21 protein-coding genes are annotated in these 15,508 nt (G+C 48.5%); all 21 read right to left on the reverse strand.

Annotation, left to right across the window (positions count from 1 at the left end):
• Nucleotides 1–57: 57 nt before the first annotated feature.
• The 21 genes from CXF88_RS15920 to CXF88_RS16015 all read right to left on the reverse strand — a co-directional run bounded on the left by CXF88_RS15920 (nt 58) and on the right by CXF88_RS16015 (nt 15,451).
• On the reverse strand, nt 58–741 hold the full coding sequence (locus CXF88_RS15920) for a nuclease-related domain-containing protein (RefSeq protein ID WP_071681604.1): 684 nt from the start codon (nt 739–741) through the stop codon (nt 58–60).
• A gap of 16 nt (nt 742–757) precedes the next feature.
• Nucleotides 758–1,288 (reverse strand): hypothetical protein, encoded by a 531-nt coding sequence (locus tag CXF88_RS15925; protein ID WP_071681606.1) that lies wholly within the window; start codon nt 1,286–1,288, stop codon nt 758–760.
• A 17-nt stretch (nt 1,289–1,305) separates the two neighbouring features.
• Nucleotides 1,306–2,031, reverse strand: a complete 726-nt coding sequence (locus CXF88_RS15930) for a hypothetical protein (RefSeq protein WP_071681608.1) — start codon at nt 2,029–2,031, stop codon at nt 1,306–1,308.
• A gap of 113 nt (nt 2,032–2,144) precedes the next feature.
• Nucleotides 2,145–2,519, reverse strand: a complete 375-nt coding sequence (locus CXF88_RS15935; RefSeq protein ID WP_113847821.1) for a hypothetical protein — start codon at nt 2,517–2,519, stop codon at nt 2,145–2,147.
• A 120-nt stretch (nt 2,520–2,639) separates the two neighbouring features.
• Nucleotides 2,640–2,756, reverse strand: a complete 117-nt coding sequence (locus CXF88_RS22005) for a hypothetical protein (RefSeq protein ID WP_013141592.1) — start codon at nt 2,754–2,756, stop codon at nt 2,640–2,642.
• Between the two features lie 9 nt (nt 2,757–2,765).
• On the reverse strand, nt 2,766–3,005 hold the full coding sequence (locus CXF88_RS15940) for a hypothetical protein (RefSeq protein ID WP_021326768.1): 240 nt from the start codon (nt 3,003–3,005) through the stop codon (nt 2,766–2,768).
• A 72-nt stretch (nt 3,006–3,077) separates the two neighbouring features.
• A complete protein-coding gene (locus tag CXF88_RS15945) occupies nt 3,078–3,359 on the reverse strand; it encodes a hypothetical protein (RefSeq protein WP_071681612.1) in 282 nt (93 codons plus the stop codon).
• A complete protein-coding gene (locus CXF88_RS15950) occupies nt 3,346–5,073 on the reverse strand; it encodes a toprim domain-containing protein (RefSeq protein ID WP_071681635.1) in 1,728 nt (575 codons plus the stop codon). Before CXF88_RS15950 ends, CXF88_RS15945 begins: the two co-directional genes overlap by 14 nt.
• A gap of 176 nt (nt 5,074–5,249) precedes the next feature.
• A complete protein-coding gene (locus CXF88_RS15955) occupies nt 5,250–5,636 on the reverse strand; it encodes a hypothetical protein (RefSeq protein ID WP_071681614.1) in 387 nt (128 codons plus the stop codon).
• Nucleotides 5,637–6,098: 462 nt separating this feature from the next.
• On the reverse strand, nt 6,099–6,950 hold the full coding sequence (locus CXF88_RS15960; protein WP_071681616.1) for an NgrC: 852 nt from the start codon (nt 6,948–6,950) through the stop codon (nt 6,099–6,101).
• A gap of 75 nt (nt 6,951–7,025) precedes the next feature.
• Nucleotides 7,026–7,583: a pyruvate dehydrogenase gene (locus tag CXF88_RS15965; RefSeq protein WP_071681618.1), complete on the reverse strand. Its 558-nt coding sequence runs from the start codon at nt 7,581–7,583 to the stop codon at nt 7,026–7,028.
• Between the two features lie 69 nt (nt 7,584–7,652).
• The gene (locus CXF88_RS15970) at nt 7,653–7,865 is read right to left on the reverse strand and encodes a hypothetical protein (RefSeq protein WP_071681620.1); all 213 of its coding nucleotides are present in this window, start codon (nt 7,863–7,865) and stop codon (nt 7,653–7,655) included.
• Complete coding sequence (locus tag CXF88_RS15975) at nt 7,862–8,128, reverse strand: hypothetical protein (RefSeq protein ID WP_071681622.1); 267 nt, start codon at nt 8,126–8,128, stop codon at nt 7,862–7,864. The genes CXF88_RS15970 and CXF88_RS15975 overlap by 4 nt, the downstream gene beginning before the upstream one ends.
• The gene (gene yfbR / locus CXF88_RS15980) at nt 8,121–8,726 is read right to left on the reverse strand and encodes a 5'-deoxynucleotidase (protein WP_071681624.1); all 606 of its coding nucleotides are present in this window, start codon (nt 8,724–8,726) and stop codon (nt 8,121–8,123) included. The genes CXF88_RS15975 and yfbR overlap by 8 nt, the downstream gene beginning before the upstream one ends.
• 71 nt (nt 8,727–8,797) lie before the next feature.
• The gene (locus tag CXF88_RS15985) at nt 8,798–9,001 is read right to left on the reverse strand and encodes a hypothetical protein (protein WP_013141582.1); all 204 of its coding nucleotides are present in this window, start codon (nt 8,999–9,001) and stop codon (nt 8,798–8,800) included.
• Nucleotides 9,002–9,204: 203 nt separating this feature from the next.
• Nucleotides 9,205–11,634: a phosphoadenosine phosphosulfate reductase gene (locus CXF88_RS15990; RefSeq protein ID WP_101087656.1), complete on the reverse strand. Its 2,430-nt coding sequence runs from the start codon at nt 11,632–11,634 to the stop codon at nt 9,205–9,207.
• An 88-nt stretch (nt 11,635–11,722) separates the two neighbouring features.
• Nucleotides 11,723–12,109, reverse strand: coding sequence for a hypothetical protein (locus tag CXF88_RS15995; RefSeq protein WP_071681709.1), 387 nt, complete (start codon nt 12,107–12,109; stop codon nt 11,723–11,725).
• Nucleotides 12,110–12,176: 67 nt separating this feature from the next.
• A complete protein-coding gene (locus CXF88_RS16000; RefSeq protein WP_071681711.1) occupies nt 12,177–12,470 on the reverse strand; it encodes a hypothetical protein in 294 nt (97 codons plus the stop codon).
• A 236-nt stretch (nt 12,471–12,706) separates the two neighbouring features.
• Complete coding sequence (locus tag CXF88_RS16005) at nt 12,707–13,261, reverse strand: hypothetical protein (protein WP_071681713.1); 555 nt, start codon at nt 13,259–13,261, stop codon at nt 12,707–12,709.
• 72 nt (nt 13,262–13,333) lie between these two features.
• On the reverse strand, nt 13,334–13,765 hold the full coding sequence (locus CXF88_RS16010; RefSeq protein ID WP_174208833.1) for a hypothetical protein: 432 nt from the start codon (nt 13,763–13,765) through the stop codon (nt 13,334–13,336).
• 60 nt (nt 13,766–13,825) lie between these two features.
• Nucleotides 13,826–15,451, reverse strand: coding sequence for a DNA cytosine methyltransferase (locus CXF88_RS16015; protein WP_071681715.1), 1,626 nt, complete (start codon nt 15,449–15,451; stop codon nt 13,826–13,828).
• Nucleotides 15,452–15,508: the final 57 nt, after the last annotated feature.

Genomic DNA, 15,508 nt, shown 5'->3' on the forward strand with positions numbered 1-15,508 from the left:
GAACAGCAAAGCTATGTTTGCGCTGATGGTGCAAAGTATGGTTGCAGGGTTGCGTTGTTAGACTTTGTTGTTCCGTCGCAGATTCTCAATGTGAGCTCGGTTAGTCCTCAAACCACGTTGAAGCCTGAGACTCTGGAACCTCGCAGAGGCCTCTTCGACATCGAGCACCTTCTGTCCACTGGCAATCATGTCGTTAATGTAGTCCGCCGCTTTCCACCCGGAAGTGAAGAGAGCTGCTGGTTGTTCTTTGCTTGCCCACTCACATTCCCCGAGCATGACAACCAAGGAATGAATGTTTGCCAACCCGACGTTAGGAAGAAGAGCCTCGATAGCCTTCACATGCTTGTAGTTCTGACGAAACGGATTCTGGAACTTATAGGTGCTCTTGAAGATTTTCTGGGTCCACTGCTTATCCGATTCCTTGCCATAAATCCGGCCTTTATAGAACTTTGTCTCGACGACAAATATTCCGGTTGGAGCAATGACAATGTGGTCTACCTGCGTCGTATCCCCTTCTGAAACCACCAGTGTGACATCATCCAAAACAACGCACTCCTGCCCACATCGGTTGTGCAGTATTTTTGATAACGCCCACTCTCCGAACCGCCCCTTGATGTTTCGTGAATACATTCTGACAAAAAACGCAGCGACCGCTACCGCAAAAAGCAACCAAATTAACGGTTCGCTTATCAGTGAAGCCAAAACGCCCCCTAAGAGCTGAGAAATGAAGTTCTCAGGCATCAGTTACCTCTCAAAGTTATTTATATATACTTATATTTTTGATTTTATAAACAAATTCAGGCGAAGCCATATAACCCATTGCCTTATCCCACAATGGATTAGTGCGATCAGAAAGGTTTTTTTCAAGAACTCTAATCTCTGGTGGCGTTTCATCTATGAAAAACTTGTCTTTGTTCTTGTCGTAGACGATTCCATTTATATTAAATCTCAATGGCTTAACACCTTGTTCTTTTTGTTTTTTAATATCTTTTTTCGCCGTCTCCCATGTTATAGCGCGAACAGCCAATATGTATGCTTTTTCATTAAACACACCATCAACGGTGAACATGGACTTTTTAGGATACATTGGATCTATTTTTCGCCTGAACAGGCCGCCACGAACATAACGGAAATGAAGTTTATCATCTGACATTTCGTACTGCCTAGAATCCGTTATATCAACCCAGTGACCCAAAGCCTTTCTAAGATTATTTCTAACAAATAGAACAGCAAATGCCTCTTCTGTTGCTGCATAATTTTGATACTTATTTATCAACCCCTTTTTCATCAAAAACTTCCCTTTTCTTACTCATTTCGTTCAAACACTGTCACGAGAACACGCTTCTTGTTGTCGTCGTTGATCACCATGAGGTACTTGAATTTGGAATCGCGGTGGCCCCAGACTTCCACGTTATCGACGCGGCCATACTTTCTGGCTTTATGGCGAGCCACCTTTTCGTCAAAAGGCTGGACCTGTAGCTCTGGATGCTGGAGGCGGCCAACGAGTGAGGCCCACGGTTTTTTGGGGTCTCCAGAGGTTATCCGGGCCTGATACTGATCGATGGCATGTTGAGTCACCAAGACGGGGCCAATGGCTGGTGTAGAGATTTCGTCATGGGTCTGGGTATAGGCCTGCTTGTCCACATCGAGGAGCTCAACATTCCCCTCCCCTGGCTCATCCATGAACTCCATGCTCTGCGAAACCTCAATGGTTGCGCCTTTCAAGCGACCGGTGAGACAAGCTGCAAACTTGAAAGCAAACTTCTTGCTGGATTTGCCCAGCGCCAGCTTCTTAATTGCGCCTTTAGATACAACCAGCTTGTAACCAGCACCAGCACCTGGCTCTCTGCAAAAAACCTGTTTGTCCAGCGCCAGATAGCGAATGGCTACGAGCTCAGCCAAAAGATCCGCTTCTTCGTGGTCAAAATCAATATGGACATCAAGGATGCCTTTCCGTTTTGTACCAACGCGCCAGAATACAAGGGCTGAATTATTTGAAGTTTTCTTCGAGACGGTAGTCAATGTCATCATGGTCTATTTCTCCATTGTCGGGATAATGGTCGGCATCGCCGCCAGCACCCCTATTCGTTTGGGTTCATTTAGATGCTATCACGGGTTTTAAAAATGCAACCCCTCGTGTCACTCTATTTATGGTCCCATGTATTTTTATAAGCTCGGGCTAGGCGTTTCTCGATCACTTCTGACAAACTGCAACCATCGACTTCTGACAACCGCTTCAAAATCCTGTGGGCGTTATCGCTTATAGTTATGCTTTTACCAACACCATATCCCCTTCTGCGACGTTGCCTAATAGATGTCCCGAGCTTATTAATTTGCTCTGCTGTCAGATATTTATTAATCCATTCGGTGAGTTCTGAGGGTGAGCGTCCTATGCTATTCAGACTATTCACAGCTTCAAGTTTCTTATCAAAGGGAACGTCACGCCAAAACGCTGGACGTGAAGCGGCTCTGAGGAGATATATTGACGTCGAATGAGCGTCTTCATTGGATACTTTCAAAAAACCACCTTTTCCGTTACATGTCACACTTATCTTATCGTGACATGTAACACATCAAACTTCAAGTATAAAAAAAGGCCAGCTATTGCTGGCCTTTTCGTTCATTTTCGCAGTTATTCTTTAGGCATTGTGATGCTTTTTTTCTTTCTGTTTCTCATGGTAGAGATACAGACTGCCGCCAGTGACGACAGTGAAAAATAAAAGCAACCCTAACATACCTAATGTGAAAGCGTCCATTTGACCCCCTTAGGAATTGCTGACCTTGGTTAAGATTATACCATAGATCCACAGGATAACCCCAACAAACAACACTAAACCGGCTTCTTTGACGGTAATAGTGTCCCCAGATACAGCCAATCCTACAATACCAACACCGATGGCTGTTACGGCGACCTTACGCAGGTCTTCACCGATAGCTCCCAGAGTCTTCTTGTCAGGAGAGAAAAGACGCACAAACCACGTCTTAATACGCAAAAACTTTTTCATAATTACCTCCACAGTTGAAGAGGAGGCGAATCATGCCCGAGAGGGCATGAACACCCCCTCAGGGTTAAAGTTTTAAGCAGACAAAGCCGATGGCGGCTTTGCCTTGTTCATTTTCATTGAGTTAATGATCTTAGTCGCTTCGTCAGCAAAAGGACCAGTAACTTGGATGGACTCCCTTCTTGCGAAAGAAGCCGTCACCATCATTCTCTGGCAGTGCATCAGATTACGATACCGAGACCGCATAAGCTCAATGTAAGCCGCAGAGTCACCCTCCCACCCCTCAGGGGGTGAGAAGGAGCACACTTCGTCGTTACCAGGCGTGGTATCAACCTTTGAGACATCAATGACGGGCATACTCATCTCTCCTTCTCGCAATAAAATCGCGCAGGTAGCGAGCATTTGGAAAGCCGAGGCTTCCCTGACTCATCAGGACATCGTTCCAGTCAATCCCTTTCGCTCTGGGCGGGATAGGGAGCTTAGGCAGCAGGATGTACACACGAATGCCGCGCTTCTCCAGCTTGGCTTTCAGCACATTCGCTGACTTCTCACCAGTCACAGACTTATCTTTGTCAGCCCAGATCAGTACGGTGTGAACACCTTCCGGAACCTCGAAGGACTCCATCAGGGTCGCATTGACCGTTGACCAAACCGGGATTTGAGTGACTCGATAAGCGGATAGAGCTGTTTCCAACCCTTCTGCAACACCCAGGATACCCTCAGTCGGTTCACCAAGGCGGATGGCCGCACCATTGACATCCAAACCTTCCGGAATGGGCATCATTTTCTTGGCGTTGCCGACCTTAGCTTTCTTACCGTTTGGGGTGAGATAGGTGCGGTGGAGCGTTACCAGATTGCCTTCCACATCTCGGATAGCGCAGACGATAGCCGGGAACTTCCCAACTTCATTGCCATCTTCGTCGTAGTAGGCCATAGCCGGATTGAACCGCAGACAGTCTGTTTTTTCTACTTCATCGACCTTGAACAGAAGCTCACGGTTTTTGAAGTACAGACGCATTGGCTCAGTCACATGACTGGAGAACGGTAAACACTCGTTCCATACCTTCTCGATTTTCTCACGGAGACGAGCACTGTAAGCGCGTTCGCGCTCCATTCTCTTCTCCATTTCCTCTTGGAGCTCAAGCAGCCAAGGCTTGGGTTGTTCACGAAACATCGGAACAACTTTCGGCTTGACTTCACTGCTTTGCGCTTCGGGTTGTGTTGCCGCAGATTGTGCTTGCGGTGCCGGAGTTGCTACCGTGTGATTGACCACAGGGGCCGTCTCAACATAGTGACTCACCGGTTCAACACCACCGTTTGAACGAGCGCGGAACTGCGTTACCGTAGCGCCACGACGTTCGACCAACCAAGTGTTGCGGTGCGTTTGCATAGGTTGTTCTCTCACAACATTCCCCTGATCGTCTTTAACTTCAACGACGACAGTTACAGGCTCGCGCCCGAGGTTTGTCATGATGATCTCATCCCCATACTTGGCCTCGCTTTCACCAATGGCTCTTTCAAGATCCACACCCCAAACGGTGCGTTCCAAGCCACTCTTGTCACGGATGAAGGCAAAGTAGCTAAGCTCATTGTCTTCGTTATGCTCGTAGGGAGCTTTACCGTGGGCGATCAGAGTACCGGCAATGGATTTCTTGCGATTCTTGGAATCGAGAACCTTGTTGTTTACCTTCATAGGCTCTTGCTGAACAGGCGCTTTGGCCTGGGCAGGAGCTCGTGACGGTGCAGCAGATTGTTGATACTGGGGTTGCTCTTTCTCAACTCCCAAGTAATCACCAACCTCGCTTAGGCACTGCTTAAAGTCCCAATTATTGAGCCACATGAGCAACTCAAAACCATCATGATTAGCACCGCATGTGTTGCATACGCCGCCACCAGTCAGGTGGGCATCCTTGAACAGTCGGAAGCCATCTTTCCCGCCGTGGATAGGGCAAGAAACATGACGACCTGGTTTACGGAGAGCTGGTTCAAGATGGGGCGCTAGGGCCGCCAGGATGAATAGCCAGTTTCCGTTAGCCGCTTCACGAACGGTGTCAGCTTTGTAGTAAGACATAGGTTTTCTCCTTAGCGTGAACCCCAGCATCGAGGCTTCCTTAACCCCCCGTTGCCAGGGTTTTAAGGAAACCCCGACACTGGGAGGATGTGCCAAGGAGGCTCCCCAGCCGGGGAGAACTCCCCGGCAAGGGGTTTAAAAGATCGCCCCCGAAACGGAGGCGAATTTTGTGAATATCACAAGCACAAATGGGTGCCCTCTTCCGAGGCCATCATGACTGTGACATCTGCGGTTACAGGATCTGACTTAATCACAACCTCAGTGGGTTTGAAAAAGCCATCTACAGTAGGCATGGGGTAGTAAAGACGAATCTTTCCCCAGTTCTTGTTGTCGGTAAAAGCGACCTTTGTTTGAGCAACACAAAGCTGCAAAAACATGAAAAGGAAGTCTTCTACTGAGTGTTTACCATCTGCACCAAATACACCATCGACAATTGCCGGGGTCACTGCCACATTCGTCAGGAAACCAGCTTGCTTACCGATGGAAGATTGGTCCACCAGCAGTCCATCATTGATGGCTTGTTGACGGATTTGGGCGATGTCCAATTTAGCTAATTGGTTCATAAGGTGTACTCCAAAGTTAATGGGTACACCAACCCCGTGCGGGGAAGTGTACCCGCATGGGTTATTGAAAGGTCACGGCCAAAGCCGAGCTTTAAGGTTCCGAATTTTACGCTGGCAAGATGCGCCAAAGAACGGTCGGGGGAAACGAGTCAGCGACACGCTTCACATTCACGTAAAGAGTGTCTGTAAAGACACGCTCTAAGCGACGACCACCTTGACGATAAACCAGCTTAAAATTTTGGAATTTGCTATTCATGGATACCTCCAGAAAAAACGGGAGGTATCTCCAGCAGGAGATAAACTCCCGCAGGGATTAGTAAATTAACGTTAATTTGCTGTTTGTTTTTGGCGACCAGCTATCGCACGTTTTCGCTCTCCGGAGAGAACAAAATCTGCTTACTGATGGCTTTACCATGAGTAAAAAGACTTGGAAAGTAAAGCAGGGGTTTCCCCCTGCCTTGATTATGCCGCTTTGAGGTGGCGAGAGAAGAAGTCCCTGGTTTGCTGGATAGCAGCCCGGAGAAGTTCTCGTCTGTAACCAGCGTAACTCTTGTCATCACTGGCAACGGTCAAACCGTGCAGACTATCTTCACCCAGAACTATCTCGTTTTCACGAGAGAGTACCTCAACTCGTAGGCCAAGAACTCGCTCTTTCCCTTCCAGAATGGAGCAAATTGTTTGGTCTCGTACTTCGTCATCCCAGTGGCCCATATCGAAATCCCGCTCAGGGAGTTCAGTCACACGCACCAGGTAGTTTTCAGTGGTCCGTTCCCAAACCACCTCTTCTTCGCATGGAGATGCCTCTATCAGCGAGTATCCGTCGGATTCGAGCTTCTTGGAAATGCTTTTCACATCATCCGCCAGCTCCAACACAAAACGATCCCAGATGTCTTGCCAACGCTCGATCATATCCTGGTTAATCGCTTCAATGCCGGTTCCTAGCATGGTGTCATCATCAGGGAAGATCCCTGTAAAGTCCACGTTGTCGTCGATGTTCATGCAGTTCCAGTGGCAGTAGTGATGCCCATAACTGTTCCGGGTAATGGACAAGTCACAGGAACCATACTCACGGAGGACAAAAAGCATATTCTCAATGTCTTTCTGTGCCATCAGGTTCTTCACGCGACTGACAGCATCTACTTGGCCGAGCTCAGTGCTGAATAGGCGCTTCATGAGTGCTTTTACGTCATCAACGCCCAAGTCTCCATAAAATGCCATTCCATCGCCCTGGCAGTACCCGAGACTGTACTCAATTTTCAGATCATCCGGGTATCCGCACTTAACCAGTTCGTTTTGAAAATGCTGTTTAATCATTGGTATCTCCTTAGTTTCAGAGGGAGACACCACCCCCGCAGGGACTAATGTCCCCCGTGGGGTTAATATTTGGGTTTAAGAAGCCTTGCGGCTTAATTCAGCATCGAATCGAGGGCCTTTGATAACCGCAGTTTTCATAACCTCGAAGTTTCTTGGGTAACGCAGCTTTGAAACTGCGCCAGCACGGATGTCGGCAGCCTCACTTGGAGATACAAGCCTAAACCCTTCGCTAGTTTCAACGTAGAACCAACCGGCGTAACGCTCATAGGCATACTGCTGGTATTGTTCAGTCGCTATGTTCTTCTGGATCGCCTCATTTAACGCCTCAACAACACTGTCATCTTTCGTGATGATGTTGAAAACATGAGAGACCGTAAGAAAGTTCCCAAAGAAACAAGCTGCTCCCAGCCAAGGCTGGAATATCTTATCATTGCGCCCCGTCTTAATCAGGGGTTCAAACGGATAAGAACGGTAGCAGTGATACTGCTCAAACATTGGATCAAGAACGTTGTTGCCGAGAACATCCAGCAAAGTCTGAATGTTATCCGGGTCTTGGCCTGCCCACTTACTCCCGTTGCTGAGAATCAGTGTCTTGCCGTCAGTACGTTCCAGAGCTTGTTCAAAGTTAGACATAGTGCATTCCTTATAGTTAGGACGCACCACACCCTCTCGGGATGATGCGCCCGAGTGAGGGTTAACTTATTAAGACAGATTTTGATTGGCGAACTGTTGCAACTCAAATAGAGCTTCTATCACACAATCGTAGCCATCAATCTCAGACGACAAATCAATACCTAGTTCACTTAAATCAGAGAGTAATTCAGTATCTTCGGCCAAATACCTTTGAATTTCCCCTAGCTTACATGCCAGTGTATTAACCTGCTCTTTTGATAAGGATTTTAGTGATGCTTTCATAGCATTTCACCAAAAAGGTCATCTTTGATGGCAGAAAAATCGACTGGAGATTGGTCTCCATAGGTCTGATTTACGCCACCAGCATCATCAACACTGACAAAGACCGTTCGGAGTAACCCGTTAGGCTTTGCTGGGTAAACGATACTGACATGCTGACCTTTGTACTGTTCAGACAAAGTGCTTTGAAGCTCATCAACCGAACGGAATTTCCGGTCGCGGCCAAAGTCCTTAATCTTGATTTCGCCAGGTTGTAGGTTAGTCATCGTTACCCCCTGACAGCAGTTTATCTACTGAATGGCCGAGTCCGTTACCAAACCATTTATCCAGAGCGTCGATTTCCGGAAAGTCCAATTTCACCTGAGCAACAACCAGCTCCATTTTGCTAAGCGCATCCTGGAACTCAATGCCATTACCTGCGGCCACCTCAAGTTTGCACTTGATGTAAGCGGAGTAGGTATCACAGGCCTTAACCAGTGATTGTTCATAGCCACCGGGAGCGAAGGCTATGGCGACTGCATCCTGTAGCTCTACGGGAAGAGTCTGAATGAGTTTGTCCTCTGCGGCCTTCTCCAATCTTTCAAACTCACGCTGCAAAACAGCATTTGCTTTCTTGACTGGTGTTACAACATCAGAGCAGAGAACCTCGGCAGCGTCATGCAAAGAAGCATGAGCCAGCATAGTTGCCAGATCCACCGACTTACCTTGCTGAATAGCGATATTGCCAGCCAGATAGGAAAGTAAGGTAACAACAGCGCTGTGCTCTAACACAGACTCTGGTTGAACAGAGTGCATCAGTGACCAGCGTTTGATCAGGCGTTGGCGCAAGGCCAGAGCTAAAAAGCCGAAATTTGAATTAGACATAGTGCCTCCAAAATTGGTTGGAGGTACACCAAAGCCGACCGGGCCTTGGTATACCCGGTTGGGTTAATGAGTTATCTCGGGTCAAGCTGCTTAGCTATAGCGAGTAAAAACGGATGGAATGGATGATCTTGCGGGACACCCCCAACAAGCTCACGGGCTAAACCGACTGAATTGGTAGCCAACACCTCTTTGACGGCCAGAATGATTTCATCATTGATTTCATCCTGGGTCTTTCGTTGTTGGTCCACCAGCCGACTTAACTTTTTTAGGCTCATGCTTCTCTCCTTTGGTTATGGGAGAGAAACCCAGGAGGGGTTTTCCTCCCGAGGGGTAAGTTTATTGCTGTTTTAGGCCAGCTACCGTTATAGCCAGCAAACGCTGACAATAAGCAAAGAGTATGACAGGCATGTACAAGGGTAAAACGCTGTAATTGCCCTTTTGGGGTGCAAGAGAAAAAGCCCTCCCGAAGGAGGGCATTTTATGCGGCCAAGGACAAGCCTTGTTGTCCTCTTTGCAACTCTGTGCCGTTACGACGATGTTTGCGTTGAACCGCCTTGATCATCGTTCTGACATGTCGTTCCAAAGAGGCTGGGTGACGTTTTGACAGTAGGTTGATCCAATCCAGATAAATAGTCAGCGCTGAACCTTCGGTTAAAGCTGCCTGTATCGACTCATACTGCCCCAATGCCCCCTGCAACACATCAGACACCCAAGGTGCATCAGTATTGTTTAGGAGCTCACAGAGCGCCGTATAAGCCTTTCTTCTGGTCGCTATCATGTAGCGGCGGATGTTAGCGTTTCCGCTTCCTTCTCGCCCTTCCATGACGCTCATACAGAATGCACTGGAGTAACATAGCATTGCATCGGTCACGTAGTTAAACCATCGTGCTTGATGCCGCTTCTGTTCTTCCATTACTTCCTGGTTGAGCTGCTTCTCGATGAACAAACCTGTCGGAGTCCGGTGGTGCAGGTGGTACTTGAACGTTAAGTGCAAGTTTACCCACCAGCGTACAGTTGCCAGTCTTCCTTTGATTTTTCGCATAACCAAATCTTTGTACTTGGCATCGCTAAGCACTTTGACATCCTTACGTTGTTGGATTCCTTCCATCGTCTGGAGCCCAGTAAGGCCCATCTGGTGGTAGGTTTGGCCTCTTTGCATCATGCGGTGATACAAAGCGCCTTTTCCTTTCGCAAGCTGGATTGCTCCAAACCTAAGGTAAAACTGAGCAGCGCTGCCAGGCGTATAATGTCCCTTTAGCACAGACTCTCTTAGTCGCGGGTATTCGTTCCAGATGATGAACGCAGCGGAGTCGGGATCGACTTTCACCTCATCATCTTCTGCGAAACAAACCACCCTTCTCTTTCCGTCTGAGGTATTGATTACTTTCGTTGCCAACGGGTCATCCCCGCCGTCAAAGTAAACCATTTCCGCTAACGGATCGGCCAAGCCATCAGAAAGCGAACCATCGCCCCATCGTCCAACCTTCAACCACAATGGCTTCGGAATTGGTGACTGAGGAACGGTTTCACACTGCGGCTCATCTTCCAGCAAGTCCAGATCACCCATCGACCAAACCCTGTGGTAAATCTCCAGAGCATGGAAAGGCTTATCATTGAAATGATGGAAGGCCCACATGAAGTCGATATGGACTAAAGCCTCTTCCGATATGATCCGGAATTGTGGCTCTGCCATTCGACGGTTCCAGTCGTTATCCTCTGCTTGTCCAGTAGCCAGCTTGTAAGCCAGCTCATCAGCTCTCTTTTGCTCCATGTAGTCCATACTGCAACAGACATGAAGCAATCGCTCAAGGAAAACAGGACTGTAAACGTCAGGCTGTATTTTGATGTATCCACCCTCGTAAATCGTTCGACCTACGGGATGGCGGTCTTCCCATGCGTACCGGCGCTTAGCCAAGTAGCGCTGGATGCGGTTCAGCCCTGACATGTAGCCATGCCTTTCAGGGTCCGTGGTAAGCAATGTCTCCATTGACTTATCCAACCCAACAGCCTGGCAAGCCCAGCAACCGAAGCGAGCGCCACAGGCGTCACTAGCCTTTTTCTCTGTTGCCGCCTTGTAGAGCTCTGCCGTAGTGACATTGCTCTCCAAGTAACTTGGCAGAGGATATTTTGAGTCCATGCCAGCGGATAACAAGAACTCCCATACATCACTCGCCAACCAGTTTTTCACTACATACAGCTCACCCCCATCCTTCGTCTTAATGACGCGATCTGAGCTTCCTCGCTGTTTTGCAATGTTGGCTGCACGAATAGTGCTTTCAGCATCACGACTGCCCAGCAAAAGGCAGACTTTCTGCCGAACCTCTTTGGGAAGCTCTCGCATATAAGCTGCCTTCGCTCTTTTGGCCGAGGTGATTTTTAAATCCTGGCTACACTGGCGGGCCGTGGAGTTGGAAAACGTAGGCAACCCCCTCCCAGTAAGGATTCGGCCCGTCCAACTCTGCGAGATCCCAGGCTTTGCTAGAACGATGGTCAGAGGAAGGTTTTCCTTCGCAATGAAACGCTCCAGCTCGGCCAGTTTCTGATCCGCCAGCCACCTTACCTCAGGGCTTTCGATCAGTGTGTCAGTGTGCAAGATGAAGTGGTGTTGGCTGATGGTCGCCCCACTCCTGACAGCCCGGATCAGGGCCATCAGGAACAGATGCAAGACCGTTTCAGAATCTTTACCACTGGAATAGCCGATCATCATGGTCCATCCATCAATTAAGGCCGTGTGAATGGCCTCAACCGATGACGTGATCAACGATGACAGACTGGTTCCTCTACTGGCATCAACGAAGTTCAAATCCTCGTTATCAGTCAGTTCTGACCAAACAGAATCCCACTTATCCCCACGCAAAAGCACAGGGAGGGGGTGTTCTGATAGATCAAAGTTTAATGTTTGTTGCATAGGGCCTCCTGGATTAGCAGGGTGCCCATCCCTTCCGGGATAAAGCACCCCGGTAGGGTTAAAATTGAAACTGCCTATCAGAGCCTCACTAGCTGGTACTCGACATTTGATTGTCGTCGTATTGCCGCTTGGCCTGTTTAACCAGATCAATGTCACCGTCTTGCAGCTTTTGAATATCAAGCTGTAGACGAGCCTTGTGTTTCAACAACTCAGCAATCGCATTATCAATGTGATCAATGAGCGATTGGTTTTTTTGGATGGTGTAACTGTTGAGCTCATCGATCAGGGGCCATGCAACACTCGAATGAGTGTTGAGCAATGGGTACTCTGCTTCGATCTCACAAACCACACCGTTTGCCCCTTCTCGGTAATGAGGGAACCCGACACGCAGACCGATACGACGATCCAGCGCTGCATTCACAGTACATTCCAAAGAAGTTCGGTTTGAAAAAACATCGTTGACGTTTTTAGACATGCTATATCTCCATCCAGTTTGTGACGGAGATCCCCTGACAGGAGGATCTCCCGTCAGGGTTAATAATCTAGTTAATTGACATACCGACTTGTAGCTCACCTTTATAATCTTTGGGAAGCTCTACAAGCTCCAATGTCATACAAGGTAGTGATACAGGAGTGGTGATCATAAAAACATCGTTACGAACGATATAATTGTAAACACCCCATTCAGCATACTCAGGCTCCCCTTCTTTTGATAAAGCCCATTCGTTACCGAGATGGTCTTCACATAAGTAAACATCGAATTCTGAGTCATGTTTATCAACTTTTCTCACAACCGTAAGTTTGTGTACGGTTGCTATTTGATCGAAATTTGACATATCTATATCTCCATAAGTTTTTTGGAGATAGTCTCCTACCGGAGAGCTATCCCCGGCAGGGTTGATAATTTACTGTTTGTTTTTGGCAGCCAGCTACCGCACTTGAGCGCCTAAGGCACTTTCCGAAACATCCAGGTAGAGCGAGATGCTTGGGAAAGCGAGGGGGTTCCCCCCCTGCGCTTATTACCCATTTTCAGGGAAAGGTACGCCGATTTCTCGGCGCACTCAGGTTGAACCTACACAGTCAAGAACCAACGCTTCATAGGAACGGTGATCTCTATCAACCCATTTCCACATGGATTCTGGCCCCAAAATCTGTAGGTCGTCTCATAAAAGTCAAACTCAGACAACGACTGAATCTGCGATTCTGAGATCGGCTCAAATGGGCCACCGCAACCAATGTGCATATCGAGCCCATAATCTCGAAGCTCTAATTCTCCGAGGTTCAGCGTTTTTCCACCTACACAAGCAATCAGGTTCTCGTTTCTGACGTCTCCTTCTTTGAACAGCAAAGCAGACTCGTCGTAGCTCCCATATTGGTAGGTAAACTTCACAATATGCCCGTGCTTCGGTGAGGTTTGTTCCGACAACTCTTTCAGCAATCGCTTTACGCTTTGAAATCTTGCGTACAGAGCTGGCGTAAATTGCCCTGAGTAGTTCAAGTTCGGGCAGATCATTTCAAGCATCTCATCAGGTACTGATTCAAGCCCCATTTGCGCGGCCAATGGCTTCGCCTTTTTCAGACCTTCCTCAAGCACCCTCTGATTTACAAGTTGTTCCAATGTATTCATTTGACTCTCCACTTTCGAGAGAGCAATGCAAGCCGTCTCCGGACTTACATTGCCCGTTAACGGCTTATTGGTTTATCCCAAGAGGTACGGAGCTACGCCGGTCAGGAAGCCCATGACTCCCAACACAGCACCAACCACGCCCAGTTTGATTGACAGTTGGACACTTTGATCCGGATGATTCCAGAACCACTGCCAGACTTCCCAGCGCCTGGCTCTGCGAACCTCAAGATTTACAGTGTCTTTAAAACGAACACCCAGAGCATCTACCGCATCGTAATCCAGCGCGACCGCCAGCTTGGTGATGGATAAATTCCCAGGGTTGCCCATCGCATACCGGAGTACCTTTGCTTTGGTCTCTGGGTTTACGATCATAACCGGCTCCCTCCTGAAAAAACGGGTTTTGTCTTTTCGCTTGGAATCCATATTGCGGTTATGGAACCTGGCAATGCAGTATTGAAGGCCTGAATCCTCGGGAGGTAAAGGCACAACAGTTTCGATTTTCATAATTACTCTCCTTACGGATAGGCCGGAGCAAAGACCTTTCGGCATTGCTCCGGTGAGTTACTAATGAACCAAAGATGAAGTGACCACAATTGCGTCTCCGGTCATCATTACCGGGAGATATTCGCAAGGTTCATGGCCGCAGCTTTTTTTGGTTCCATTAGGTGAATAGACAGCCAATTGACCGTCCATAATGTTGAAGGGCATCCCCTGTCTTTCTGCTGTCGGTGACAGCTTGAGAGTGCCCTTTGCATCAACCAGAGCCGTTGCCCAATGGAAGTCTTCACCACCGATAACCGGCTGTGACTCATCCACGACTTCGACCATGATCGGCATCATTCCAACCCAGTTCCAAAGACTCTTCCCTAATGCGAGGGCTAAAGCCTCGAACGCGGGAAAGACTACAGATTGCCCGAGAATCTGGTGGGCAACTGTGTCCGATAGACCTTGGATGAGCTCCTCTGGTATCCCCTTCACTCGACAATGTTCTATCGGTGTAAAGATGCGAGACAACTCAGGCTGTTCCGGATGAACAATGAAAGGCTCGGTACTTCTGCATTTTGCATAGTCCTTACCTATGGTGCCGCAATACTCATCATATCCAGTCAGGAGCTGACGAGAGAACCCCTTGCCAGCGGCTTTGTCTCTCAATTCCTTATCAGCCAGATAGTCAAATGACTTCCAACGTTCAGAATCGAGAGGCACCGGCTCAAGGATTTCGTGGATGCGGCTTTCCTTGGTACGAACAGGCTGAACCTTCGCAAGCTCAAAACCGTCGATCCCGTGGGAAAGCGCAACGACACAAAGACGCTTGCGGCGTTCAATAACCCCAAACTCATTGCCGTCGAGAATGCGCTCTTGTAGGGAGTAGCCCAACGAAGAGAGTACAGAACGGATAACTTCCATCGAAGCTGTGTTCTGGTACTCGGGCACGTTCTCAATCAACACAACGGCTGGGTTTAGCGCTTCTACGAATTGCAGGAAATTAAAGAACATAGCACCTGCCGCCTCATGCGATTCGGCAAACTCCAGTTTGTTCTTACTACGACCTGACTTCGATGCGCCGGTACAAGGTATTCCCCCCATCAAGACATCCACCTGCGGTGGGCGCTTGCTGAGATTCACTGCCTGGATTGGTGATTCGATAACTATTGAATCTTCATTCCAGAGCTCGGGGTTATTTGCCAAAGACGAATCGAGATATTTCCCTTCCATCTCCACGGCCACAGATATGGCACTGGCAATTCCCGCCTTGTGAAAACCGGCGTGAACCGCTTTGTCGAGCACACCACCCCCATGAAAGAGGCTGCATACTGACAGCGATTCTCCATTCTCCAGCTTACTGATAAGCCTGTTGACACGCTCGATCACTCGCTCTTGCTGATGGTGAGCGGAGATCACGATAGCGCCGTTACGAATGAACACGCGGAGCATCTCTACGCCGTCAAAAACGGTAGCGAGTTCCTGCGCGGTCAGATCGATGATTGGATACACTCGGCCATTGCGCTCACGCTTGCTGATGGTGAATTTACCTTCCTCTTTGACTCGGAGCACAACCTGGGAGTCTTTCAATTCCAGATCGTACTTCATGCCAGGATAGTAACCTTCACGCAGTAGCTTTTGACCTTCCAGCCAAACGCGCTTCTTGCCTCGATGTTCTCCTAACTTAGTGTTTACGATAGTAGCCATGAGCTCTCTCCTTTCGGTTGAGAGGCCACTACCGTCCCAATCGGGAAGTAATGGCCC

Origin of the sequence: Shewanella sp. ALD9, assembly GCF_002836315.1 — a bacterium.
In the GTDB taxonomy this organism is placed as follows: Bacteria; Pseudomonadota; Gammaproteobacteria; order Enterobacterales; family Shewanellaceae; genus Shewanella.

Excerpts from the sequence above, each read along its gene's own strand:
- CXF88_RS15920 (WP_071681604.1), bottom strand. The coding sequence starts at position 741 with ATGCCTGAGAACTTCATTTCTCAGCTCTTAGGGGGCGTTTTGGCTTCA.
- CXF88_RS15925 (WP_071681606.1), bottom strand. The coding sequence starts at position 1,288 with ATGAAAAAGGGGTTGATAAATAAGTATCAAAATTATGCAGCAACAGAA.
- CXF88_RS15930 (WP_071681608.1), bottom strand. The coding sequence starts at position 2,031 with ATGATGACATTGACTACCGTCTCGAAGAAAACTTCAAATAATTCAGCC.
- CXF88_RS22005 (WP_013141592.1), bottom strand. The coding sequence starts at position 2,756 with ATGGACGCTTTCACATTAGGTATGTTAGGGTTGCTTTTATTTTTCACT.
- CXF88_RS15940 (WP_021326768.1), bottom strand. The coding sequence starts at position 3,005 with ATGAAAAAGTTTTTGCGTATTAAGACGTGGTTTGTGCGTCTTTTCTCT.
- CXF88_RS15945 (WP_071681612.1), bottom strand. The coding sequence starts at position 3,359 with ATGCCCGTCATTGATGTCTCAAAGGTTGATACCACGCCTGGTAACGAC.
- CXF88_RS15950 (WP_071681635.1), bottom strand. The coding sequence starts at position 5,073 with ATGTCTTACTACAAAGCTGACACCGTTCGTGAAGCGGCTAACGGAAAC.
- CXF88_RS15955 (WP_071681614.1), bottom strand. The coding sequence starts at position 5,636 with ATGAACCAATTAGCTAAATTGGACATCGCCCAAATCCGTCAACAAGCC.
- CXF88_RS15960 (WP_071681616.1), bottom strand. The coding sequence starts at position 6,950 with ATGATTAAACAGCATTTTCAAAACGAACTGGTTAAGTGCGGATACCCG.
- CXF88_RS15965 (WP_071681618.1), bottom strand. The coding sequence starts at position 7,583 with ATGTCTAACTTTGAACAAGCTCTGGAACGTACTGACGGCAAGACACTG.
- CXF88_RS15970 (WP_071681620.1), bottom strand. The coding sequence starts at position 7,865 with ATGAAAGCATCACTAAAATCCTTATCAAAAGAGCAGGTTAATACACTG.
- CXF88_RS15975 (WP_071681622.1), bottom strand. The coding sequence starts at position 8,128 with ATGACTAACCTACAACCTGGCGAAATCAAGATTAAGGACTTTGGCCGC.
- yfbR (WP_071681624.1), bottom strand. The coding sequence starts at position 8,726 with ATGTCTAATTCAAATTTCGGCTTTTTAGCTCTGGCCTTGCGCCAACGC.
- CXF88_RS15985 (WP_013141582.1), bottom strand. The coding sequence starts at position 9,001 with ATGAGCCTAAAAAAGTTAAGTCGGCTGGTGGACCAACAACGAAAGACC.
- CXF88_RS15990 (WP_101087656.1), bottom strand. The coding sequence starts at position 11,634 with ATGCAACAAACATTAAACTTTGATCTATCAGAACACCCCCTCCCTGTG.
- CXF88_RS15995 (WP_071681709.1), bottom strand. The coding sequence starts at position 12,109 with ATGTCTAAAAACGTCAACGATGTTTTTTCAAACCGAACTTCTTTGGAA.
- CXF88_RS16000 (WP_071681711.1), bottom strand. The coding sequence starts at position 12,470 with ATGTCAAATTTCGATCAAATAGCAACCGTACACAAACTTACGGTTGTG.
- CXF88_RS16005 (WP_071681713.1), bottom strand. The coding sequence starts at position 13,261 with ATGAATACATTGGAACAACTTGTAAATCAGAGGGTGCTTGAGGAAGGT.
- CXF88_RS16010 (WP_174208833.1), bottom strand. The coding sequence starts at position 13,765 with ATGAAAATCGAAACTGTTGTGCCTTTACCTCCCGAGGATTCAGGCCTT.
- CXF88_RS16015 (WP_071681715.1), bottom strand. The coding sequence starts at position 15,451 with ATGGCTACTATCGTAAACACTAAGTTAGGAGAACATCGAGGCAAGAAG.